This is a genomic window from Dactylosporangium sp. NPDC051087 (assembly GCF_055586325.1).
Genome location: NZ_JBVJIJ010000031.1, coordinates 47,988 through 69,365, shown reverse-complemented (window position 1 = coordinate 69,365; position 21,378 = coordinate 47,988). Strand labels below are relative to the sequence as shown.

Here is a 21,378-nt window from a genome sequence, read left to right as displayed (position 1 = left end):
ACGCTGGCCACAAAGTACCGACCAGCCGGTATCAAGTCAACAGGTCGCGCCGGTGTCGCGTCCGTGACGTTCCTGTGAAACACCCCCGCCTGCCAGCGCCGTTGTCTTCATACCGACTGGTATGTATGATCCGGCCGTGGCCATCAACCTGACCCGCGAACACGACGGTCGCGTCGCCCGCGTCCGTTACGACAACGCGGCCCGCGGCAACTGCTTCGACGACGACGCGCTCGCCGGGCTCGTCGCCACGCTCGAAACCGCCGCCGCGGACGACGCCTGCGCCGTGATCCGGCTCGACATGGCCGGCCGGCACTTCTGCGGCGGCTGGGACACCACGTCCTTCGCCGCGCTCGCCGGCACCACCCAGGACGCCGTCGCCGCCGGGCTGCGCGACAGCGACACCGCGCTCGGCCGCATCAGGCGACTGCCGGTGCCCGTCGTCAGCGCGGTCCGCGGGAAGGTCATCGGCTTCGGCGCCGGCCTGCTCGGCGCCATCCACCTGCCGGTGGCCGCCGCCGACGCCCGGCTGTCGCTGCCCGAGGCCCGCTTCGGGTTCGCGCCCGCCGGCGTCGGGCACATGATCGCCCAGGCGCTGCCCCGCCCGCACGCGTACGCGCTGGTGACCGGCGCCAGCACCGCGACCGCCGCGCAGCTGCTCGACTGGGGGCTGGTCGCCCGGGTGGTCGCCGCCGACGACCTCGACAGCGAGGTCGACGCCCTCGTCGACGCGCTCGCCGCGGTGCCGCCGCACACCGTGCGCGCGGTCGTCGAGGTGGTCGAGTCGAGCCTCGCCACCGGCTCCCCCGAGCACGCCTACCAGGTCTCCGCCCGCACGATCGTCGCGAGCGTGCCGGCATGACCGGGGCGTTCCAGGCCGGCGAGGCCGTCTGGGTGGAGCTGTGCACCACCGACCCGCAGCAGGCCGAGGACTTCTACCGCGAGCTGCTCGGCTGGACCGTGCGGCACGAGCAGCTCGGCGCCACCACGTACCGGATGTGCAGCGTCGACGGGCACGACGTCGCCGGCATCTCCGACGCCGCGGGCCTGCACGGCGGCCGCCCCCGTGGCTGGATCGCCTACTTCGCCGTCGACGACGTCGCCCGCTCCGCCGGCCGGGCGGTCACGCTCGGCGGGGAGCTCGTCACCCCGCCGCGCTACCTGCCGGCGGCCGGCACCGGCGCCGTGGTCGTCGACCCGTTCGGCGCGGCATTCGGCCTGTACCAGGGTGAGTCCCGCGCGGGGGTGCAGACGCTCAACACCGTCGGCGCCCTGTGCTGGAACGAACTGGACACCGGCGAGCCGCAACGCTCGGTCGCCTACTACCAGGATCTGTTCGGCTACACCGCGTCGCAGCGCGACGACTCGCCGACCGCCCGCCCGTACACGGTCCTCATGCTCGGTGACGTGCCCGTCGCCGGCGTCCTCGAGCTGGACAACGAGTGGCCGAACATCATCCCGTCGAAGTGGATCACGTACTTCAACGCCGGCCCCCTCGACGACGCGCTGACCCGGGTGACCGACCTGGGCGGCATGCCGACCGTCGGCCCCGTCGACAGCCCGCACGGGCGGCTCCACCTGGTGAAGGACCCCGGTGGGCACACCCTGTGCCTGGTCCAGCTCGAAGGCGGCCTGCGCCCTGACGCTCCTCACTCCTCTCAGCCGGCGGTGGACCGATGACGACCGAGCCCCTCTTCGACTCCGCCGAGTTCCGCCAGGTCTGCGGGCACTTCCCCACCGGCGTCACCGCCGTGACCGCGACGGCGGCCGGCGGCGCCGTGGCCGCACTGACCGTCAACTCGTTCACGTCGGTCTCGCTGTCCCCGGCCAAGGTGCTGTTCTGCGTGGCGACGTCGTCGTCGAGCTTCAAGGTGCTCGTCGCGGCGGACCGGATCGCGATCCACATCCTCGGCCAGGACCAGGAGGACATCGCCCGCCGCTTCGCCACCTCGGGCCTGTCCGGCGCCGAGAAGCTCAGCGGCGTCTCCTGGACCCCCGGCCCGGACGGCGTCCCCCTGCTGCCCGGCACCCCGGCGATCCTGGCCGGCGTCCGCGACGAGGTGATCACCAGCGGCGACCACGTCATCGTCCTGCTGGACATCGACCACGTGCACCTGAAACCGACGAAGGTCCCGGCCCTGTCGTTCTACCGCGGCCGCTTCGTCGCGCCCACCGGCCCCACCGAGTAGCCACGGCCCCCACTCCTGCCCTCCGCACGACCACCATTGCCGGCGTCCTACCCAGCATCGCGATGCATCGTTCGCGCCCTGCGTCCAATTTGGTACGTGTATCGAAGCGGCGCCGCATGCATGCCCACGTGCCGGGAAAACCGCCTCCATCGGACCATGCCCGACCCGCAACAACGATCCGTATTGACCCGGTCGCGGCGGTTTGAGTGCGGTATGCGGCGGCACTGAATTCGCCATTCGGGTAAAGAGACCGGGAACGCCGAAGCGGGGGAACCGAACTCTTGCACTTCGCCCACACATTGGCGAACATCGTTTTATGAATTCATTGCTCCGTCGCTTCGCGCTGGCATCCGCAGTTGTCGTAGGTTCGCTCGTGCTGGCGCCGGTCACGCCGGCCGCCGCATACAGTGCGTGCCCGGCCGACACGATGTGCGGCTGGCTCTTCTACTCCGACGCCGCGCGCACCCGCCAGCAGGGCGGGCACACCACGAACTGCCAAGGCGTCGTCCTCGACTGGGGCATCAAAGCCGGCTACTCGACCTACATCGTGCAGGGCTGCGGGGGTGGCGGCCCCGGCCCGGTGTGACGCCCGGCCGCTTCCCACCTGTCGCCGATGACTGCGGTGACGTGCTCGGCGGTGACGTCGGCGTCCGCTGCGATCAGCACTTCGATCGCGGCCGGGTCCGGTTTCGCCGCGACCGCCGTCCTGCACGAACACCGAGATGAGCTCGGCGCAGTGCGCGTCCTCCGTCGCCGGGATGCCGACGGATCCGAAGCCGTCATCCAGGTCGTAGCCGGCGCGCCGCCGGCCCGCTGCGCCTGGGCGGCGAGGGTCAGCCGTAGGTCAGCTGTAGTAGCGGAACAGGATCTCCGCGGCGCAGCAGGTCTCGCCGGTCTCGGCGAACTCCACGACCACCGACGCCTTCGCCTGCACGCCGGCGGGACGGCCGGCCTCGGCCTCGATCGGCTTCGCGGACAGCAGCGTCGCGGTGCCCTGGATCTGGACGCCCGGCGGGAGCGGCTTGACGAAGCGGACCCGGTCCAGGCCGTAGTTGACGCCCATCGAGTAGGCCTGCACCTCCAGGATGTCGGCGAGCAGGCGCGGCACCAGGGCGAGGGTGAAGAACCCGTGCACGATCGTCGTGCCGAACGGGCCGGAGCGGGCGCGTTCGACGTCGACGTGGATCCACTGGTGGTCCCTGGTGACGTCGGCGAACTGGTCCACCTGGTCCTGGGTGATCACCTGCGGCTCGCTGGCGCCGAGCTCCCGGCCGACGAGGTCGAGCAGGTCGCCGGGGGCGGGCACGGTGGTGAGGCGGACGGGTCGCATGGTTACTCCGGTTCGACGACGGGTTCGGTGGCGAGGGCGGCGACGTGCTCGGTGAGGGTGGTCCATTCGCGGTCCCACGCGTCGGCGGCGACGACCGGCCGGGCGACCCGCAGCATGCGCCGCACCGCCGCCTCGTCCAGCGCGGCGATCCGCTCGGCGAGGGCGTCGACGTGCCGCTCGAGGTCGGCGGCGGGGACCGCCTCGCTGACGAGTCCCCGGCGGGCGGCGTCCTCACCGGTCCACGTCTCGCCCGCGATGAGCAGCCGGCGGGCGAGCGCCGGGCCGACGGCGAGCGGCAGCAGCACGCTGGAGCCCCACCCGGGGACCTGGCCGACGGCGATGTGCCGGTCACCGATCCGGGCGGTGTCCGCGGCGACGGCGACGTCGCAGGCGAGCAGGAGCTCCAGACCGCCGCCGAAGGCCGCGCCGTTGACGGCGGCGATGGTCGGTACACCTGCCGCCATGACCGCACGGACCAGCCTCCGGCCGCGGTCCAGGAACGACCGCAGCGCGGGCAGGTCGCCCAGCAGCGCGGTGGCCTCGGTGAGGTCGGCGCCGGCGCAGAAGCTGCGGCCGGTGCCGGTGAGCACGAGGACGCGGACGCCGGGATCCGAGGCCGCGGCGAGCCACTCCTCCAGGCCGGCCATCACCGCGGAGCTGCACGCGTTGCCGGCGCCGGGCCGGTCGATGCGCGCCCACAGCGCCGGGCCGCGCCGGGTCAGCACGACCGAGGTCACGCGACACGCACGCAGAGCTTGCCGAAGGCGGTGCCGGCCAGCATCCGCGCCCCCTGGACCCGGATGTCGGCCAGGTCGACGACGCTGTCGACGGCCGGGCGGAGGCGGTGCTCGGCGACGAAGCCGAGCAGCGCCCGGAACTCCTCCAGCGACCCCGTCGTCGACCCGTGGATGGTGATCTCCCGGGCGAAGACCCGGGTCAGGTCGAGGTTCGCGGTGAAGCCGCTGGTGCCGCCGCAGACGACGATCGTGCCGCCGACGCGGGTGGATCGGGTCGAATGCTCGAACGTCGCGGCACCGACGGTCTCGACGACGACGTCGGCCGGCTCCGGGAGTCGCGCGCCGGTGTCGAGGGCCTCGGCGGCGCCGAGCTGCACGGCCCGTTGCCGCTTGCGCGCCGACCGGGAGGTGACCACGACGGTGGCGCCGGCCGCGACGGCGAGGCTGATCGCGGCGGTCGCCACTCCCCCGCCGGCCCCCTGCACGAGCACGAGCTGGCCGGGGGCGAGCGCGGCCTTGGTGAACAGCATCCGGTAGGCCGTCAGCCACGCGGTCGGCAGGCTCGCGGCCTCCGCCCAGTCCAGGTGCGCGGGGCGGTCGACGACGTTGCCGGCCGGGACGGCGATGTGTTCGGCGAGGACGCCGTGACCGGCGTCGGGCAGCAGGGTCGCGTGCGCGACGGCCCGCCCGGCCGGCCCGTCCGGCTGGGGCAGCACCGGGTAGACGACGACGTCCCGGCCGCCGGCCACCCCCGCCGCGTCGCTGCCGAGCACGTGCGGGCCGGTGCGCGGGTGCCGGGTGGCGCCGCGCAGCGTCCACAGGTCGTGCATGTTGAGCGCGCCGGCCTTCACGTCGACGCGGACCCAGCCGCCGGGGACCGTGGGGGTGTCGAGCTCGCCGACCTGGATCGCTGCGACAGGGTCGGCCGGGGACGGCTCGGTGACGTATGCGGCTCTCATGCGGACCCGGCCCGCTCGGTGGGGCCGTTCCAGAAGGTCACGTCGGCGAGGTCGGCACGGGCGGCGGGCCGGAAGTCCAGGCCCTTGGTGTAGGCGACCGGCAGCAGCGTGATCGGCCGCCAGTCCTCGGGCAGGCCGAGCACCTCCTGCACCTGTCCCGCCTTGTGCGCCAGGGCGGTCGCCATCACCGAGCCGAGGCCGCGGGAGCGCAGCGCCAGCTGGAACGACCAGGCGAACGGGAAGATCGAGCCGTAGTAGCCGGACGCGGTGCCGCCGAGCGGGCGCTGCGGGACCGGTTTGGTGCTGCACAGCACGACCAGGACCGGCACCTCCTCGAGGTGGTCGACGAGGTACTTGACCGCCGTCAGGATCCGCGCCTGCCGGTCCTGCGACACCGGGTCGGGCCGCACCGACGGCGACAGCCGGGTGGTCGTCGCCGCCTCACCGCCGGCCAGGGGCCCTTCGACGGTCTGGTGCCAGACCTCGGTGTACAGCGCCCCGATGCGGCGTTTCAGCGCCGGGTCGTCGACCGCGACCACGCGCCAGTCCTCGAGGTTGGAGCCCATCGGCGCCTGCTGGGCCAGCCGCAGGCAGTGCTCGACGACGGCGCGGTCGACGGGCCGGGTGAAGTCCATGCGGTGCCGCACCGCACGGGTGGTGGTCAGGACCTCGTCGATATCGGTGATCACGGCAGGGACGCTCATGCCGCCACCTCGCTCCGCTCGCCGGCGCCATGAGGCACCGAGATGCGCTGCAACATGATTCGCTCGCATAGCTCGCTCATAGGGAGTCCTCTCCCGTCAGGCGGTCGACGGGCTTGTCCTCGTAGGGCAGCGGGTCGCCCCACCGGTCGAGGAAGGCCACGTCGCTGACGGGCTTGCGGGCGGCGACCTTGAAGTCGGTGCCCTGGGTGTAGGCGATCGGGAGCATGGTGATCTGCAGGGCGTCGTCCGGGATGCCGAGCAGCGCGGCCGCGGCGGCGGCGTGGTGCAGGTGCAGGGTGGTGATGACGGTGCCGAGCCCGCGGGCCCGCAGCGCGAGGTTGAACTGCCAGATCGCCGGATACAGCGACCCGTACACGGCGGAGTGCGTCCCGGGGCCGCCCCTGGCCGGGTTGGGCCGGGTCGCGCACGGGATGACCAGGAACGGCGCCCGGCCGATGTGGTGCGCGAGGTGCTCGGCGCCGCCGAGGATCCGCGCGGTCCGGGCGCTGACCGCGCCGTGTTCGTCGACCCCGCCGAGGCGGCCCCGCACGATCCGGCTCTCGGCGCCCTCGGCGCTGTGCAGCGGCTTGTGCACGTATTCCAGGTAGGCGTCCAGGTACAGCCGGGCCAGCTCGGCCTTGCGGTCGGGGTCGCCGACGACGACCCAGCGCCAGTCCTCGGCGGCGCCGCCGGTCGGGGCCTGCAGCGCCAGCTGGAGGCACTCGCCGATCACGTCGAGGGGCACCGGCCGGTCGTAGTCCAGCCGCAGCCGCACCGACCGCGTGGTGGTCAGGACGTGGTTGAGGTCCGTGAAGGGGAGCCCGGTCATGTTCGGTAACCCATCAGGTCGGCGATGTGCAGGGTGTCGCAGTACTCCCGGACCTGCGCGATGCCGTCCGGCCGGACGTCCACGACCCACAGGTACCGGTTCTGGTACCGCAGCCCGCCGCCCAGGGTCGCGTCGCCGCTCGCCTCGATGGCGACGAGTGTGTCGTCGGCGACCCACCGGTGCGCGGTGACCGCCACGGCGGCGGAGGCGTAGGCACCGGAGGCGATCCGGGCCCGCATCGCGGCGAGCTTGTCGTCGATGGCGACGACCCCGTGGAACGGGCCGTTCGCGGCGATGTCGCCGGTACGGTGCAGCCGCCCGCGCTCCCGGTCCCGGCCGGAGTCCGTCCACCACGTGGCGCCCGGCGCGAAGAGCGCGCCGAACGCGTCGACGTCTCCGCGCTCCAGGGCCGGCCACAGCGCGAGCGCCCGCTCCTCCGCCGCGCTCGCCGGTCGCTGCCCACCGGGCTGCGGCGCGCGGTCCAGGCCGGTGCGCGGGACCGGGGCGGCGCCGCCGACGACGTGCTGGGCGTGGATGGTGTCGAGATATTCGCGCACCGACACGATCGCCCCGGCGGCGTCGACGTCGAACACGAACGCGTACCGGTTGGCGTACTCCAGGCCCGAGGCGTGCACGCCGTGGCCTTCGACCTCGATGACGCAGGTGCCGGTCCCGGCGATCACCCGGCGCGGGATCTGCCGGCAGCCGGTCGGGAACGCCTTCGGCCCGAGCGACCGCATCAGGGTGAGCTTCTCGTCCATGGACATCAGGCCGTGCAGCGGGAAGCGTCCGCTGCCGGCGGGCGACAGCTCCGGGTCGCCGCCGCGCCGGTCGGGTCCGCTGTCGACCCACCAGGTCGCGCCGGGGGCGCACAGCCGAGCGAGCCCGCCGAGGCTGCCCCTGTCGAGGGCCGTGACGAAGTCCATGCCTGCCCGAACCGCCCGTGTCATGAACCTCCCCAATCATTCCGACTGGAAGGTATCTATCACACCGGGTGCGGCCCGCTCAAGAGTCTGAGCTGCTCGTCAGGCGTACAGGCCCTCCAGGACCATCGCACTGAACTGGCGCGCCACCTCGTCCACGCTCAGCGGGCCGCTCAGGTTGAGCCACTGATACGCCCACGCGCACATGCCGACCAGGCCGAACGTCGCGATCCGGGCGTCGACGTCCGCGCGGAACACACCCCGGGCGACGCCGTCCTGCACCATCCCGGCGAAGGCCGCCTCGACCAGGTCCCGCTTGCGGGTCACCTCGGCGAACAGCTCCCCCGTCAGGTACCGCCGCTCCTGGTAGAAGATCGTCACGTGCGCCCGGTACTCGGCGACACTGGTCAGGCTGAACCGGATCAGGTCCTGGATCCGCACCTTCGGGTCGTCGCTGCCGGCCTCGATCTGCTGGATCGCGGCGAGCTGGGCCTCCAGGTACTCCTCCTGGATGTGCCGCAGCAGGTCGTCCTTGCTCTCGAAGTGGTGGTAGAACGCACCCTTCGTCAGCTGCGCCTGGTCCGCGATCTCCTGCACCGACGTACGGTCGAAGCCACGCTTCTCGAACAGCTCCAGCGCACTCGTGATCAGCGACTTGCGGGTGTTCTCCGGGTCGTACCCGTCGGGCCACCGCTGCCGGCGACGGGTCGACTCCGGCCGGGCGGACGTCGCACGAGCCATCTACGGCCTCCTGTGTATCACTGCGGAACTTGAAAGCCTACCGTCCGGTCGGAACGTTAGCTGCGGAACCCCTCGGACGTTCGTCCGCACAGGGTACGGTGCCGCAGCGCACTTCGCGAGCAGGCGAGCACAACGGCCGGACCGACACCCCCGCGTCCGATTCGCCGGATCGGTCCCGCGCCCCGCACCGGCGTCCGGATCACTGCGCGGCAACCGGCGTCGACGGCCTCGCGCGCGGCGGCGATGGCGTCGTCCAGATTTCACGTGACCGGGACAATGATGGTCGTGGAGTTTCGGGGTGACTGTCATGTGCATTCGGTGCGGTCGCACGGCGGTGAGCTCACCCCGGCGCAGATCGTCGAGGCGGCCCGCGGGGCGGGGCTCGACTTCATCGTCGTCACCGAGCACAACGCCGGCGGTGCGCACGAGGCTTGGGACGCCGCGGGCGATCTGCTCGTCGTCCTCGGGCAGGAGGTCGTCACCGGGTCCGGGCACTGGCTGGCGCTCGGGCTGCCCGGCGGGCGCGTCGTCGACGCATTGGAGCAGGTGCACGAGGTCGGCGGGCTGGGGGTCGTGGCGCATCCGGTCGCGCCGTATCCCGGCGGCACGTTCCGGCATCCGATGCGGGGGTTCGACGCCGTCGAGGTGTGGAACGGGCGGTGGGCGTCGGATCTGCCGTGGAACGCCGACAACGAGGCCGCGCTGGCCCTGTGGGGCGGCGGCCTGGCGGACGGTGTCCACAGTGGCCGGTGGCAGCCCGCGATCGGCAACAGCGACGTGCACCTGCGCGACCAGATCGGCACCCCGCAGACGGTGGTGCGGGCCGGCGCGCTCGACCCGGATGCCGTGCTCGGCGCCATCCGCGCCGGACGGTGCTGGATCGCCGGGTCGTCCTCGGTCCACCTGTCATGTACGGCGAGCGCCGGTGGCCGGAGCGCCGGGATCGGTGAGCGGCTGGACGCCGGTGCCGGGCCGGTCACGGTCGAGGTCGGCGTCCGGGGCGTCCCGGAGGGCCGGGTCAGCTTCCACACCGACCACGGCGTCGAACACCACGACGTGCTGCCGGCCGGCGGCGCCGGGACGGTCCGGTGGCGGACCCGGGCGCGGTTCGTCCGGGTCGAGGTCCGCCATCCCGGCGGTCACATGGCGGCGCTCACCAACCCGGTCATCCTGCGGTAGCCGCGACGGCGAAGTGCGGGCGGTGCTGGGGGTCGGCGGGGCGGGGCAGCCGTTCGACCTCGGTGAAACCGGCCCGGGTGAGGCGCTCGGAGAGCTCGTCCATCGGCCACCGGTAGGCGGTCGTCACCTTGTGGTCGAACGCGGCCACCTCGGGGCCCTCGAACATGCCGAGCACGAGCGTTCCCCCGGGGGCGATGGCCCGGTGGAACTCGGTGAGCACGCCGTGCAGCTCATCCGGCCGGAGGTGGATCAGCGAGTACCAGGCGAGCACGCCGGCGACCGAGTGGTCGGCGACGTCGAGCCGGTCGAGGGATCCGAGCTCGTACGTGCCGTCCGGGAAGCTGGTCCGGGCGTGGGCGATGAACTCGGGGACCAGGTCGATGCCCGTCGCGTCGGCGCCGAGGCCGCGGAGGTGGTCGGTGATGTGCCCGGGACCGCAGCCCAGGTCGAGGACGGGGCCGCCGGCGCCGGCCAGGTGCCGGCCGATGAAGGCCAGGTCGTCGGGGTGCACCTGCTGCCTGGTGCCGAACAGCTCGATGTAGAGGTCCGCCACGGACGCGTACGACTGCCGGACCCGATCCGTTTCCACGGCCACGACCCTACAAGTCAGGCGATGCCGGCGTCGCGGGCGCGGACGATGGCCTCGGCGCGGCTGGCGACGTGGAGTTTGGTGAAGATGTTGCTGACGTAGTTGCGGATGGTCTTCGCGCTGAGGTTGAGGCGGGCGGCGATGGCGTCGTTGGGCAGGCCGCGGGCGACGAGCTGCAGCACGTTGCGCTCGCTGGCGGTCAGGGTCGGGAACGGCTCCGCGGGGCGCCCGGCGAAGAAGGCCATGATGCGGGTCGCGACCGCCGGGCTGTAGATGGCCTCACCGTTGGCGACGGCGAGGATCGCCCGGGTCATCTCCTCGTCCTCGGTGTCCTTGAGGACGTAGCCGAGGGCACCGGCGCGCAGGGCGGCGAACACCGAGTCGTCGTCGGCGAACATCGTCACGACCAGGATCCGGCGGTCCGGGTCGTGGACGGTGAGGCGGCGGATCGCGGCGAGCCCGTCGACGCCGGGCATCTGCAGGTCCAGCAGGACCAGGCGCGGGCGGAGGGACTCGGCGAGCCGGATGGCCTCGTCGCCGTCGGCGGCCTCGGCCACGACCTCGACGCCGGGCATCGTCTGCAGCAGCGCGCGCAGGCCCTTGCGGAACATCGGGTGGTCGTCGGCGATCAGGACGGTGATCGGGTCAGGCATGTGACCTCATCGGGAACGTGGCGGCGACCCGGGTGCCGCCGCCGTCGGCCGGGCCGATGTCGATCGTGCCACCCAGCTCCGTGCTGCGCTCGCGCATCGAGCGATGACCGACGCCGGCCAGGTAGGACGCGGGCAGGCCGCGGCCGTCGTCGGTGACGGTGAGCGCGACCGAGTCCGGTGCGCAGGTGAGCTCGACGGTGCAGTGGGTCGCGGCGGCGTGCCGGGCCGCGTTGTGCAGCGCCTCGGCGGTGATCCGGTAGATCGCCACCTCGACCGCGGCGGGCAGGGCCGGCATCGGCGCCGGGACGGTCACCGTCCGGGCCAGGCCGTCGGTGGGGTTGAGGTTGCGCAGCGCGTCGGCGAGGCCGAACTCGTCCAGCATCGGCGGGCGCAGCTCGTACACCAGCCGCCGGATCTCACCGGTCGCCTGCCGCACACCGGTGCGCAGCTCCCCCGCCAGCTGCTCGGCCGCCGCCGGGTCCGACCGCAGGGTGTGCTGCAGGACGCCGAGCTGCAGGCCGAGCGAGGCGAGCGTCGGGGCGAGCCCGTCGTGCAGGTCCCGGCGGATGCGCCGGCGTTCCTCCTCGCGGGCCGTCACCAGCTGCTCGCGGGACGCCTGCAGCGCGGTCGCGAGCCCGGCCGCGTGCAGCGTGACGGCGACGTGCCGGGCCAGGTCCTCCAGCAGGCGGACGTCGGCGGCCGACAGCCAGTCGCGGCGGCGGGCGCTCACCCGCAGCGTGCCGAGGGTCGCCTGGTGGTGCCGCAGCGGGATGGCGATGACGGCGGCACCGTCGGGGACCGCGCCGTGGACGGTGACGACCCGCCCGTCGGCCTCGATCTCGACGTACGGCAGGGACAGCGTCTCGGCCAGCAGCGCCGTCACGCTCGGCAGCAGCTCGTCGGGGTGCGGGCCGGACTGCAGCTGCCGGTACACGCGACCGGCGACGTCGTAGGTGTTGTCGCGCTGGCCGTAGGAGAGCTGGTGGACGCCGCGTTCGACGTGCGCCGCCACCGGTGACCACGTCACGACGACGACGGCGAACGCGATCACGTGGGACCACCACGGGATCTCGGCGAGCGACGCGACCGGCCGGTCCGGCCACGTGGTGACCACGGCGACCAGTCCGGCGGCGATCAGCACGTACCAGAGCATCAGGAACGGGAAGAGGACCCGGTACAGCCACCGCTCACGCCACATGCACGACCCGCTCCCGCCAGAGGCACAGGCTGATCACGGCCACGTGGTGGACCAGCATCGCCGACGCGAACACGAACTCGCCGGTGGTGTCGAACAGCAGCGACCCGACCGCCTGCACCAGCCAGAACGCGTTGACGACGATCAGCAGCACGGCACCCCACTTCTGGGTGCGCCAGGCCCCGTACGCGGCGACGAGCGCGACGACGTCGGAGGCGAAGCTGCCGATCACGATGGCGAACGGGTCCTTGCTCCCGCTCGCGCCGAGGACCAGGTTGGGCAGGTCGAACAGGGTGATGCCGATCAGCGCCACCAGCACGGAGAGCACGGCCGCGATCTTCAGCGCGGTGGAACGGGTCATGGCAGCCATCAGAAACCTCCAGATCGGGGTTGTCGAGGGACTCACCGTAGGAATCCCGCGACCCGCCGGTCAGGAGGCAGCTGTCCCGTGCCTGTGGGACATCGCGTTGGGACTATCCCATCGGGTCGTACGACGCCTGGACGCCCAGCGCCAGCAGCACCCGGCACAATACGCTGTATCCGGATCCGTCCCGATGGTTGTCGTACGTGCGGGCCCTGCCGGTGACCGGGCGGACCTTCACCCGGCCCGGGCGCAGCTCGACCCGTTCGATCGCGGCCCACGGCGTGGGTGTCGCGTCCTTGGGGCCGGCGATCCCGTCGCGGGTGACCCGGACGCCGCCGCGCACGAGGACGCCGCCGGCGCGCACGACCGCGGCCTGCCGGTCCACGACCCGGGCCACGGCGTAGCCGGTGATCAGGTCGCCGATCGACGGGAAGCGGGGCACCGCGCCGCCGACCTCGGCCGGCAACAGCGCGGCGACGATACCGCCGGCCGGTCCGTACGGGTCGAGCGCGTTGGTGTACTTCGCCGTGACCGACAGGGTCCGGCCGTCGGCGGTGGTGAGCCGGAACCCTTCGTAGTCCCAGGAGGACGGCGACTCCCCGCCGGACGAGGTCCACTCGTCGACGACGTCGGTCACCTCGTCCCAGCGGACCGGGCGCGGCTGCCCGTCCGGGTCGGCCTCCGCCAGGCCACCGGGGTAGCCGTACAGCCACCGGGTGAACCGCCCGCGCCGCGCCGCGAGCATGCACACGAGGAAATAGGCGGGTGCGAGCACCGGCAACACACCGAGGGCCGGGATCGCCGCGTCGGGTGCCCGCAACGCGAGCACGACGACAGCGGCGACGTAGACCGGGACCGGCGCGATCAGCCACAGGACCCGGCGCGTACCGAGCGGCGGCGTGATCTCGGTGTGGTAGATGCCCAGCGGCTCACCGAGGCCGAGCCCCTGACCGACCTGGACGGCGTGTTGCAAGTTGGCGGCGCACTCCTGCCGCCGCTGCTCGACCCGCCGCTGGAACGCCGCGTCCAGCTCCTGCCGCTGCCTGGCGCTCATGCCCATGCCACCTGGATAGCACCGCCGGGCAACGGTGCCGGTGCGCAGCTCGCGCTGCTGCTGACCACCCGGCACCGCCGCCAGCTCGTCCTGGCCGGCCGGTGACGACAGCCGGTCCTCCGGTGCTTCGGTGCTTCGGTCCTCCGGTGCTTCGGTCCTCCGGGCGGATGGACGAACGTCACTCGGGCTGCCACGATGACGGCATGTTCGGGCGTGGGGCGCAGGTGCCCAACAACGGGCACTACGCACTGCTGGCGTTGATCCCGCCGGCGGCCGGATTCTTCGTGTGGCGGGCGGTCGAGCACATGGCCGGCCTGCCGTACGTCTGGACCACGGTGGGGGCGGGTGTCCTCGCCGGGGCCGCGGCCGGCGCGGTGTGGGCGCGGCGGGCCCGGACCAGCGTCGTCGCGTCGCTGGGGCTCGGCGTGGCCGTCGCCGGGCACGCCCTGGACTTCGTCGTCGACCTGGCCACCGGGGCGGGCGGGCCGGGCCGGCTCGTCGGGGCCGGCGAGAGCTTCTCCGCGGGGGTGCTGCTGGCCTGCGAGGTCGTGCTCGCGTTGTGGATCCACGGCAACTACCGCTTCGAGATCGGCCACCGGGTCGCCGTCTGGCTGCTCGCCGGGCGTACCGGCGACGAACCCGACTACTACCAGGCGCTGTGCGAGTGCTCGTGGAAGAGCGACCGCTTCGTCATGGAGGACGGCGACGACTCGGAGGAGCGGGCCTTCGCGGTCGCCCACGAGCACAGCCCGACCGTCCGCACCGACGTCGCGGTGCAGTTCTGACCCGCTGTCAGCTCGGCCTGAGTGCGGCGAACACGCCGGGCCAGTTGGCCGGCAGGTGGTCGAAGACGTGCCGCCAGTACAGCGTCATGAGGCGCACGGCGGCCACCCGCACCTCGGGGCTGGTCTCGCCGGTCGCCGCGGCGCACCGGTCGAGGCAGTCCCATTCGTCGCGGTCACGCTCCGGCACGCCGATCGTGGCGAGCCCCTCCTGCACCGCCTGATCCTGGAAGAACGCGTCGTCCCATGCGGTCGCCGCGCCCAGCAGGTACACGAGCTGCGTGCTCGGCGTGAGCCACTGCGCGGCGAGGGTCACGCTGTCATAGGTGCGGTGCTCGTCCTCGCTGACGATGCCGGACTCCCCGACCGACGAGTCGACCAGGTCCCGCCAGTACCCGACGTCGTGCGCCCCGTCGGTCTGCAGCATGTGCACGCCGGCGAACTCCGCCATCCGCGCCGCGTCGCCGATCAGCGGCGACACGACGGTGTCCATGCTGTAGTCGAGCCCGAAGAACCACCTGCGCCCGTCGACCGTCATGGACTCGATGCCGCCGACATGCCCTTCACGGTCCGCGATCGGTGCGATGGCTTCCATGACGGGCGAGCGTAGTACGGCGGCCGGCACCCGCTGCACCGGTCTCCACCGGTTTCACCGGTCACGGCGACGACGGTACGCCTACTGTTCTCGACGTGGAGCACTGCGACGAATGCGGCTTCGTCTAAGACACCGTCGCCGCGGATGACCTGCCGCACCGGTTCGAGACGGCGGGCCCGCGCTTCGCGGCCGCCCTCGCCGAGGCAGGAGACCCCCGTCGCCGTCCCGCGCCGGCGGTCTGGTCGCCGCTGGAGTACACCTGCCATGTCCGCGACGTCCTGCTGGTGCAGGGCGAGCGGCTCACGCTCGCGCTCCGCACCGACAACCCGGAGTTCGAGCCGATGGGCCGCGAGGAACGCGTCGTCGTGGACGCCTACAACGCTCAGGATCCGCAGCTGGTACTGACGCAGCTGACGCGGGCCGCGCACGATCTGGCGCAAGGGTTCCGCGGCCTCAGCCCGGCGCAGTGGACCCGCACCGGCGTCTACAACTGGCCGGCGGTCCAGTCACGCACGGTCCTCTGGCTCGGCAGGTACGACTTCATCGTCGGCGGCGACTGGAAGATCGCCGCGGCCGTCGTCTGCGCGCTCGCCTTCGGCCTGGTGCTGCTGACTCTCGGTATGTCCCCGGCGGCCGCGGTGCTTCTCACCGCTCTCGCCGTCGCCGTCGCGTTCATCGCGGCCATGATCATCGACGTGCGCCGGAACGGGAGCTGAGCAACGGCCGGGGGATGATGCCGAGTGCCGCGACAGGAGCCGGACCCATCGCCGCGCTCCGGGTGCCGGCAGGAATTCGGTGGTCATTCGCCGCGGATCTGAGTCAGGTCGGGGCGGCGGGTCCGCAGGACCAGGACGGTCACGGTCACGGTCACCGCGCCGACGATCGCGGCCACGACACCGGCGAGATACGTCCATGGCACGGCGGGCGAGTCCGGCGGCGGGTCGAACACACCACTGAGGGTGGTGACGAGGACCTGCGCCAGGCCGGTGCCGAGCGCCGCGCCGAGCAGCAGCGCCGGCAGCGTGACGATCACCGCCTCGGCGGCGACGAACCCGGCGAGGTGCCGCGGCCTGGCCCGCAGGACGCCCAGGATCGTGAACGTGCGTCGCCGCTCCGTCAGGTCGACGGCAAGCACCAGCCCGGCGGCGGCCACCGCGAGTACCAGGGCGAACCCGAGCTCGATGCGGGTCAGGCCGGCGAGGTCGACGCCGGTGAGGCTGGAACCGACCAAGGCACGACCGGCGGTGATGTCGGTGATCGCCGGCCCTGCGCCGACCCGGTCGCGCAGGTCGGCGGCGACGGCCGCCGGGTCGCTGCCGGTGGTGTCGACGAGATGCGTGTCGGCGCCGGCGCCGGCCTGCGCCGTGACGTAGTCCTGGTTGGCGACGAGGAAGCTGTCGGTGGGCGCTGTCGGGAACTCGTTGACGATGCCGAGGAAGTGGAAGGTGACCGGGACCTGGGTGCCGGTCCTCGGGTCGGTGACGCGTAACGTCAGCCGGTCCCCCGGTTGCAGCTGGAAGTCCACCACCGTCTCCGCGGACACCAGCACCCCGTCGGGCTGACGGTCGAGGCGGTGCATGAGGCCGGCCGCGGTGCCGCCGGTGAACCACGCGTCGGCGAGATGCGCGCCTGCGGCCACCGTGGTGGGTCGGACGGTGTACAGGTCCTGCAGGTCGGCGCCGACGTACGCGTACCGGTGCTGCATCGTCTCGACGTGCCGGACGCCGGGCGTCGAGCCGATCGTGGTGGTGAGCCCGCCCGGTGGGGTGCCGGGCGCGGCGGTGACGGTGACGTCGGCGCCGTTGGTGAGGCGGGCGTCGACCTCGGCCTGCTGCCGGTAGGTGGCGGTGAACACGGACGTGGAGACCGCGAACGCGACCGCGCAGGCGATGAGGGTCCCGGCGGTCGCGATCGGATGCCGGCGGCGGTGCACGGTCGCGGCGACCGTGCCGGACAGCGGACCGGCGACGGGTCGCACCAGCGCGGTGAGCACCGGCCGCCCGTACCGCAGCACGGCCGCGACGAGCCGCCACGCGAGGAGCGCCCCGCCGAGCCACAGCAGCGCGGGGCCGGCGAACGCCCAGTAGTCGACCGAGATCCTCGGCGCGCCCTCCGGTGCCAGGACGACCTGGTAGCCGTGGGCGGTGGTGACCCGCAGGATCAGCGCGGCGCACCCGAGGGCCAGCACGTCCAGGCCCAGCCGCAACGCGAGCGGCAGCCGGCCCGTCGGCACCTGGCCGCGGGCGCGGCCGTCGGTGACGCTGCGGGTTCGCAGTGCCCGCCAGGCCGGGAGCAGCACGGCACCGGCCGCGACGAGGAGTCCTGCGACGCCGGCCGCCAGGTACCAGACCGGTGCACCGGCGGCGCCGAAGACGGCCGTGCCGAGGGCCGCGGCAGCGCCTGCACCAAGGACCGCGCCGGCCAGGCCACTGATGACGGCCTCGGCGGCCGCGATCGTCAGGACCTGCCGGGCGGTGGCGCCGCGGGTCCGCAGCAATGCCTGTTCCCGCTGCCGGCGCTGGGCGGCGACCGCGACGAGGGTGGCGGTCAGCAGTCCGGCGGCGGCCACGCCGGGGGTGGCCAGGAACAGGAACAGTACGGTGGCGTAGGCGGCGTCGGAGCGGGCCGCGTCCAGTGCCGCGCCGAGGTTGTCGGTGGTGTGCCCTGCGCCGGCGAGCGTCGCGTCGAGGTGCCGGGCGGTGCCGGTGGAGGTCGTGTACGCCTGCTGCGGGTCCGGCGGCAGGTTCCGGGCGGTCCGTACGTGCAGCTGCCCGCTCACCAGGTCGGGCCGGGTCGCCTGCAGCGGGTCGAACAGCTGCGCGAAGACGGCGTCCGGCAGCAGCAGCACGTTGTCCGGCGGTGCGGTCGCCGCGCCGCCGTCCGCCAGGAGGGTGTCGGCGTGCGGCAGGTCGGCGATGCCCGTCACGGTCACCTCGGCGGTGGGCAGGCCGGGCCGCTGGACGGTGATGACGGTGCCCGGCACGGCATGCAGGTTCGCCGCGGTCTGCTGGGCGAGCACGGCGCCGTCGCCGGTGCCGGCCAGGACGCGCACCTGCCGGGGGAAGGTATCGCGGTATCCGGGCGGCAGGCCGAGGACGACGGCCGCGCCGGTCGTGCTCACGGTGCCACCGTCCTGGTTGGACAGTGCCGGGACGGCGGCGTAGTGGACCGGCAGTGCCGTGGTGACGCCGGGCTCGGCGCGGGTCGTGGCGAGTGCCGCCGCCGGGTCGGCGCCGGTGTCCAGATGCACCTGCCAGTCGACGTCGACCGGGGCGACGGCGCGGCGGGTCATGGACGCCTGTGCGCCGCTGAGGAACGCGCCGACGGTCGCGAGCAACGCGACGGCGGTGGCGATGCCGGCGGCGGTGGCGAGCAGCCGGGCGGTGCGGCGGCGCAGCGTCCCGGCGATCCAGGTCAGCATGCTGTGCCCGCCGGTGCGTGGACGGCGCCGTCCAGCATCAGCCAGCGGGTGCCGATCCGGTCGGCGACGGCCGGGTCGTGCGTGGCGACGATCAGCGCGGCACGCATCCCGGCGGCGGCGAGCAGCACGTCGACGAGATGCGCGGCGGCAGCCGAGTCGAGGGCCGCGGTCGGCTCGTCGGCGACGACGAGGTCCGGGCCGGCGGCGACCGCGCGGGCGACCGCGACGCGTTGCGCCTGGCCGCCGGACAGCTCGTGCGGCAGGCGGCCGGTGAGGTCGGCGAGCCCGAGCAGGTCCAGGGCCGCGGTGGCGGCCTGCCGGGCCGCGCCGGCGGTGTACCCGGCGAGCAGCAGCGGCAGCCCCACGTTCTCCCCGGCGTCCAGGGTGGGCACGAGCGCCGGGTGTTGCAGGACGACGCCGACCCGGCCGGGGCGGTCACGGGGGTGCCCGTCCAGCGCCGGCCAGCGGGTGGTCCCGCTGGTCGGCTCGTCGATGCCGGCGATGAGGTGCAGCAGCGTGGACTTGCCCGATCCGGACGGGCCGGTGACCGCGATCCGGGCGCCGGCGGGCACGACGCACGTCACGTCGCGGACCGCGACCGCCGACCCGAAGCTGCGCACGAGGTGCAGACCGGTGAAGGCATCGGGGTGGTCGGCCATGTCAGTCCTCCTCGGTGCCGGCGACGCGTCCGTCGCGCAGGTCGATGACGCGGTCGGCGGCACGGGCGACGGCACGGCTGTGGCTGGCGACCAGGACGGCGGTCCCGGCGGCGGCACGAGCGGCGAGCAGGCCGAGCATCGCGCGTTCGGTGACCTCGTCGAGCTCTCCGGTCGGCTCGTCGGCGACCAGGACCGCCGGGTCGTTCGCCAGGGCCACCGCGAGAGCCGCCCGGGCGACCTGCCCACCGGACAGCTCGCCGGGCAATGCGTCGCCGCGCCCGTCCAGCCCGACCGTGGCCAGTCGGGTGGTCATGTCGTCGGTGCCGCGTGCATGCCGGGCCAGGCGGCGGGCGAAGCGGATGTTCTGCGCGACGGTGAGGTGCTGCAAGAGGTTGCCGGACTGGTACAGGACACCGATGTGCTGTGCCCGCAGCCTGGCCCGCGCGGCCTCCGGGCGGCGGGTGATGCGCCGGCCCGCGATCCACACGGTGCCGCCGTCGGGTTCGTCGAGGCCCGCGACGCAGGCCAGCAGTGTCGACTTGCCGGACCCGGACGGCCCGGTCAGGGCGACCCGCTCCCCCGCGTCCAGCCGCAGCGAGACACCCCGCAGCGCGAGGACCTCCTCGTCGCCGCTGTGGAAGAACCGGAAGAGCCGTTCGGCGCGGATCACCGGTGTGGTCACGGCAGCCACCGCACCGAGTCGGTGACCGTCCGCCACGGATCGACGTTGTCCGCACCGTGCGGCCCGGCGAGCGTGACGGTCAGCAGGTCCTCCGGCGCATGCCAGTACGAGTACCGTTCGACGTCGTCGTTGACGACCTTGCCGGTGACCGGATCAGGCGCGGCGTCGGCGCGGTACGTGACGAGCAGCACCGGACCGGCGGTGCGCTGCACCTGCGACACCTTGCCGGGATTGAACCCGGCAGTGGTCCCGCGCACCGTGGTCAGGTCGGCCTGACCGGCCGCGACATCCGGTGCTGAGGCGCGGGTGCCGAGGTTGACGGTGATCGTGTTGAGCTTGTCGGTGAAGGTCGCGCTGCCGCCGGACTCCGCGCGGGACCACCCCTCAGGCACCTTGATCGAGTACCGGCCGCCAGGCGGCCGGTACTCGACGAAGGCCTGGTTGTCCGGGATGTCCCCGGCGCCGCCCTGGTCCGGCGCGCTGGTGCTGCCGCAGCCGGACAGCGCCAGCCCGGCCGCGACACCGACTGCCACGAGTATGCCGATGGTTCGCATGACCGGCACCATAGGAACGGCTGGCTGAAGGTCCGCTGAATACGCCGGCAGCGCCAGAAGACACCGCGCACGCTGTCGGTGTGGCTCTGGTACCCGGCCGCACCGCCGGCCGCCGCCGGGCGCGCACCGCATGCTCCGGGCGCCTGGTCGCAGCTGCATCTCGGCGGCCTGCCCGGCCTCACCGAGCGCGGCGGCGACCTGCGCGGCCCGTTGCCCGGTCGACTGGTCGATGTTGCCGGTGAGGATGAGGCGTGCCGCGATCACCAAGGTCGCCCCGCTGACGAGCGCGGTGTAGCCGTGCCGCGGCCCGTCCGCGAGGACGGTGAGAACGAGCATCTGGGCGTCGTTGCCGTGCATGCTCCTCATGCCTTCCCGGCAGCCATGGTACGAGACGCGTAGTGGGACGGCCGTATCCGCGTTACCTCCTACGCGTTGTAGGGACAGCGTCACCGCACAACGAACGGGGATCTGGATTGGGCACGAACTATGCGCGGGTGTTCCAGGACACCGGCGCAGTCGACAAGTACGAGCACGTCACCTACGCACCCGGCAGCTACGCGTCGAGGATCAACGAACGGCAGCGAGCGTACCTGCGCGACCTGGTCCGAGAGAGCTTCCCGGCCGGACAGCCGGTCCAGCACGACTTCGCCTGCGGCACTGGGCGGGCCATCCGCAGCCTGCACGGCCTGGTCCGGGAGGCGCACGGCTACGACACCTCGGCCGACATGCTGGCCAAGGCTGCCGAACTCGGCACCGACGCCAGGCTGCACGCGGTCGTTGCCGACGGGCCGGTCCCCTGGCCGGCCGCGACGGCCGACGGACCGGCGCTGGTCACCATGTTCCGGCTGCTGCTCAACGTCGACGGCGCCGTCCGCGACCGGGCCCTCACCTTCGCCGCGCGGGCACTGCCGGACGCCGACGCCGGGCTGCTCGTCGTCGAGAACCATGGCAACGCCCGCTCGCTGCGGCACCTGCGGGCGCACCGGCACCGGGGTCGCCGCTGGTTCGCGGAGCTGTCGCACGACGACGTCGCCGGACTGCTGGGCCGGCACGGCTTTGAGATCGTGGAACGGCGGGGCTTCTCGATGCTGACACGAGGCTGGTACGAGCGGCGCGGCCTGGACCGGATCGCCCGCGGCCTCGACACTGCGGCGCGGCTGCTGCCCGGCACTGACGGCTACGCCGTCAACGTCGTGTACGTCGCCCGACGCGTCCTCGCCGACTCCCAGGGGATGTGATCGG

Annotated in this window: 26 protein-coding genes; 9 read left to right on the top strand and 17 right to left on the bottom strand. The window is 73.3% G+C overall.

The genetic code is table 11. The features are described from left to right. Window positions 1–136 precede the first annotated feature (136 nt). From ACZ6TV_RS43750 to ACZ6TV_RS43735, 4 genes are all read left to right on the top strand, one after another. Window positions 137–859 (top strand): enoyl-CoA hydratase/isomerase family protein, encoded by a 723-nt coding sequence (locus tag ACZ6TV_RS43750; protein WP_465305423.1) that lies wholly within the window; start codon window positions 137–139, stop codon window positions 857–859. Next, a complete protein-coding gene (locus tag ACZ6TV_RS43745; RefSeq protein WP_465305421.1) occupies window positions 856–1,677 on the top strand; it encodes a VOC family protein in 822 nt (273 codons plus the stop codon). Before ACZ6TV_RS43750 ends, ACZ6TV_RS43745 begins: the two co-directional genes overlap by 4 nt. Further along, the gene (locus ACZ6TV_RS43740) at window positions 1,674–2,186 is read left to right on the top strand and encodes a flavin reductase family protein (RefSeq protein WP_465305419.1); all 513 of its coding nucleotides are present in this window, start codon (window positions 1,674–1,676) and stop codon (window positions 2,184–2,186) included. Before ACZ6TV_RS43745 ends, ACZ6TV_RS43740 begins: the two co-directional genes overlap by 4 nt. Before the next feature lie 373 nt (window positions 2,187–2,559). Continuing rightward, entirely contained in the window at window positions 2,560–2,772 is a 213-nt protein-coding gene (locus ACZ6TV_RS43735) for a DUF6289 family protein (protein ID WP_465305417.1), read from the top strand. Window positions 2,773–3,030: 258 nt separating this feature from the next. Here ACZ6TV_RS43735 and ACZ6TV_RS43730 read toward each other — a convergent pair whose 3' ends face one another. From ACZ6TV_RS43730 to ACZ6TV_RS43700, 7 genes are all read right to left on the bottom strand, one after another. Next, window positions 3,031–3,516 (bottom strand): MaoC family dehydratase, encoded by a 486-nt coding sequence (locus ACZ6TV_RS43730; RefSeq protein WP_465305415.1) that lies wholly within the window; start codon window positions 3,514–3,516, stop codon window positions 3,031–3,033. A gap of 2 nt (window positions 3,517–3,518) precedes the next feature. Beyond that, the gene (locus ACZ6TV_RS43725; RefSeq protein WP_465305413.1) at window positions 3,519–4,253 is read right to left on the bottom strand and encodes an enoyl-CoA hydratase/isomerase family protein; all 735 of its coding nucleotides are present in this window, start codon (window positions 4,251–4,253) and stop codon (window positions 3,519–3,521) included. Further along, window positions 4,250–5,212, bottom strand: coding sequence for a zinc-binding dehydrogenase (locus tag ACZ6TV_RS43720; protein ID WP_465305411.1), 963 nt, complete (start codon window positions 5,210–5,212; stop codon window positions 4,250–4,252). Before ACZ6TV_RS43720 ends, ACZ6TV_RS43725 begins: the two co-directional genes overlap by 4 nt. Continuing rightward, window positions 5,209–5,916 carry a nitroreductase family protein gene (locus ACZ6TV_RS43715; RefSeq protein WP_465305409.1) on the bottom strand — a complete coding sequence of 236 codons (708 nt, stop codon included), beginning with the start codon at window positions 5,914–5,916 and terminating at the stop codon, window positions 5,209–5,211. The genes ACZ6TV_RS43720 and ACZ6TV_RS43715 overlap by 4 nt, the downstream gene beginning before the upstream one ends. A 76-nt stretch (window positions 5,917–5,992) precedes the next feature. After that, the gene (locus tag ACZ6TV_RS43710) at window positions 5,993–6,745 is read right to left on the bottom strand and encodes a nitroreductase family protein (RefSeq protein ID WP_465305407.1); all 753 of its coding nucleotides are present in this window, start codon (window positions 6,743–6,745) and stop codon (window positions 5,993–5,995) included. Beyond that, window positions 6,742–7,671: a nuclear transport factor 2 family protein gene (locus ACZ6TV_RS43705; RefSeq protein ID WP_465305405.1), complete on the bottom strand. Its 930-nt coding sequence runs from the start codon at window positions 7,669–7,671 to the stop codon at window positions 6,742–6,744. The genes ACZ6TV_RS43710 and ACZ6TV_RS43705 overlap by 4 nt, the downstream gene beginning before the upstream one ends. A 99-nt stretch (window positions 7,672–7,770) precedes the next feature. After that, window positions 7,771–8,409, bottom strand: coding sequence for a TetR/AcrR family transcriptional regulator (locus tag ACZ6TV_RS43700; RefSeq protein ID WP_465305403.1), 639 nt, complete (start codon window positions 8,407–8,409; stop codon window positions 7,771–7,773). A gap of 285 nt (window positions 8,410–8,694) precedes the next feature. Between ACZ6TV_RS43700 and ACZ6TV_RS43695 the strand changes: the two genes are divergently transcribed. Continuing rightward, window positions 8,695–9,588 carry a CehA/McbA family metallohydrolase gene (locus ACZ6TV_RS43695; RefSeq protein ID WP_465305401.1) on the top strand — a complete coding sequence of 298 codons (894 nt, stop codon included), beginning with the start codon at window positions 8,695–8,697 and terminating at the stop codon, window positions 9,586–9,588. Here ACZ6TV_RS43695 and ACZ6TV_RS43690 read toward each other — a convergent pair. The 5 genes from ACZ6TV_RS43690 to ACZ6TV_RS43670 all read right to left on the bottom strand — a co-directional run bounded on the left by ACZ6TV_RS43690 (window position 9,575) and on the right by ACZ6TV_RS43670 (window position 13,443). After that, window positions 9,575–10,177: a class I SAM-dependent DNA methyltransferase gene (locus ACZ6TV_RS43690; RefSeq protein ID WP_465305399.1), complete on the bottom strand. Its 603-nt coding sequence runs from the start codon at window positions 10,175–10,177 to the stop codon at window positions 9,575–9,577. The two genes, ACZ6TV_RS43695 and ACZ6TV_RS43690, sit on opposite strands and share 14 nt — an antisense overlap. Window positions 10,178–10,194: 17 nt before the next feature. Further along, the gene (locus tag ACZ6TV_RS43685; RefSeq protein WP_354786338.1) at window positions 10,195–10,830 is read right to left on the bottom strand and encodes a response regulator transcription factor; all 636 of its coding nucleotides are present in this window, start codon (window positions 10,828–10,830) and stop codon (window positions 10,195–10,197) included. Continuing rightward, the gene (locus tag ACZ6TV_RS43680) at window positions 10,823–12,028 is read right to left on the bottom strand and encodes a sensor histidine kinase (RefSeq protein ID WP_465305397.1); all 1,206 of its coding nucleotides are present in this window, start codon (window positions 12,026–12,028) and stop codon (window positions 10,823–10,825) included. The genes ACZ6TV_RS43685 and ACZ6TV_RS43680 overlap by 8 nt, the downstream gene beginning before the upstream one ends. Then, window positions 12,018–12,386, bottom strand: a complete 369-nt coding sequence (locus ACZ6TV_RS43675) for a hypothetical protein (protein ID WP_465305395.1) — start codon at window positions 12,384–12,386, stop codon at window positions 12,018–12,020. Before ACZ6TV_RS43675 ends, ACZ6TV_RS43680 begins: the two co-directional genes overlap by 11 nt. Before the next feature lie 112 nt (window positions 12,387–12,498). Beyond that, window positions 12,499–13,443, bottom strand: a complete 945-nt coding sequence (locus tag ACZ6TV_RS43670; RefSeq protein ID WP_465305393.1) for a hypothetical protein — start codon at window positions 13,441–13,443, stop codon at window positions 12,499–12,501. A gap of 203 nt (window positions 13,444–13,646) precedes the next feature. Here ACZ6TV_RS43670 and ACZ6TV_RS43665 point away from each other — a divergent pair, with 203 nt between their 5' ends. Further along, window positions 13,647–14,228, top strand: a complete 582-nt coding sequence (locus ACZ6TV_RS43665; protein WP_465305391.1) for a hypothetical protein — start codon at window positions 13,647–13,649, stop codon at window positions 14,226–14,228. A gap of 7 nt (window positions 14,229–14,235) precedes the next feature. Here ACZ6TV_RS43665 and ACZ6TV_RS43660 read toward each other — a convergent pair whose 3' ends face one another. Next, complete coding sequence (locus ACZ6TV_RS43660; protein WP_465305389.1) at window positions 14,236–14,820, bottom strand: hypothetical protein; 585 nt, start codon at window positions 14,818–14,820, stop codon at window positions 14,236–14,238. Window positions 14,821–14,969: 149 nt separating this feature from the next. Between ACZ6TV_RS43660 and ACZ6TV_RS43655 the strand changes: the two genes are divergently transcribed. Then, a complete protein-coding gene (locus tag ACZ6TV_RS43655) occupies window positions 14,970–15,536 on the top strand; it encodes a DinB family protein (protein ID WP_465305563.1) in 567 nt (188 codons plus the stop codon). A gap of 83 nt (window positions 15,537–15,619) precedes the next feature. On the opposite strand, the gene ACZ6TV_RS43650 is transcribed toward ACZ6TV_RS43655, so the two are convergent. From ACZ6TV_RS43650 to ACZ6TV_RS43635, 4 genes are read right to left on the bottom strand one after another with little or no spacing between them, the layout of a single operon-like run. Then, window positions 15,620–18,241, bottom strand: coding sequence for an FtsX-like permease family protein (locus ACZ6TV_RS43650; RefSeq protein ID WP_465305387.1), 2,622 nt, complete (start codon window positions 18,239–18,241; stop codon window positions 15,620–15,622). Then, on the bottom strand, window positions 18,235–18,900 hold the full coding sequence (locus ACZ6TV_RS43645; protein ID WP_465305385.1) for an ATP-binding cassette domain-containing protein: 666 nt from the start codon (window positions 18,898–18,900) through the stop codon (window positions 18,235–18,237). Before ACZ6TV_RS43645 ends, ACZ6TV_RS43650 begins: the two co-directional genes overlap by 7 nt. 1 nt (window position 18,901) lies before the next feature. Next, window positions 18,902–19,582, bottom strand: a complete 681-nt coding sequence (locus ACZ6TV_RS43640) for an ABC transporter ATP-binding protein (protein ID WP_465305383.1) — start codon at window positions 19,580–19,582, stop codon at window positions 18,902–18,904. Beyond that, window positions 19,579–20,136 (bottom strand): hypothetical protein, encoded by a 558-nt coding sequence (locus ACZ6TV_RS43635; protein ID WP_465305381.1) that lies wholly within the window; start codon window positions 20,134–20,136, stop codon window positions 19,579–19,581. The genes ACZ6TV_RS43640 and ACZ6TV_RS43635 overlap by 4 nt, the downstream gene beginning before the upstream one ends. A gap of 78 nt (window positions 20,137–20,214) precedes the next feature. Between ACZ6TV_RS43635 and ACZ6TV_RS43630 the strand changes: the two genes are divergently transcribed. Continuing rightward, window positions 20,215–20,535 carry a hypothetical protein gene (locus ACZ6TV_RS43630; protein ID WP_465305379.1) on the top strand — a complete coding sequence of 107 codons (321 nt, stop codon included), beginning with the start codon at window positions 20,215–20,217 and terminating at the stop codon, window positions 20,533–20,535. 74 nt (window positions 20,536–20,609) lie between these two features. Further along, window positions 20,610–21,374: a methyltransferase domain-containing protein gene (locus ACZ6TV_RS43625; RefSeq protein WP_465305377.1), complete on the top strand. Its 765-nt coding sequence runs from the start codon at window positions 20,610–20,612 to the stop codon at window positions 21,372–21,374. Window positions 21,375–21,378: the final 4 nt, after the last annotated feature.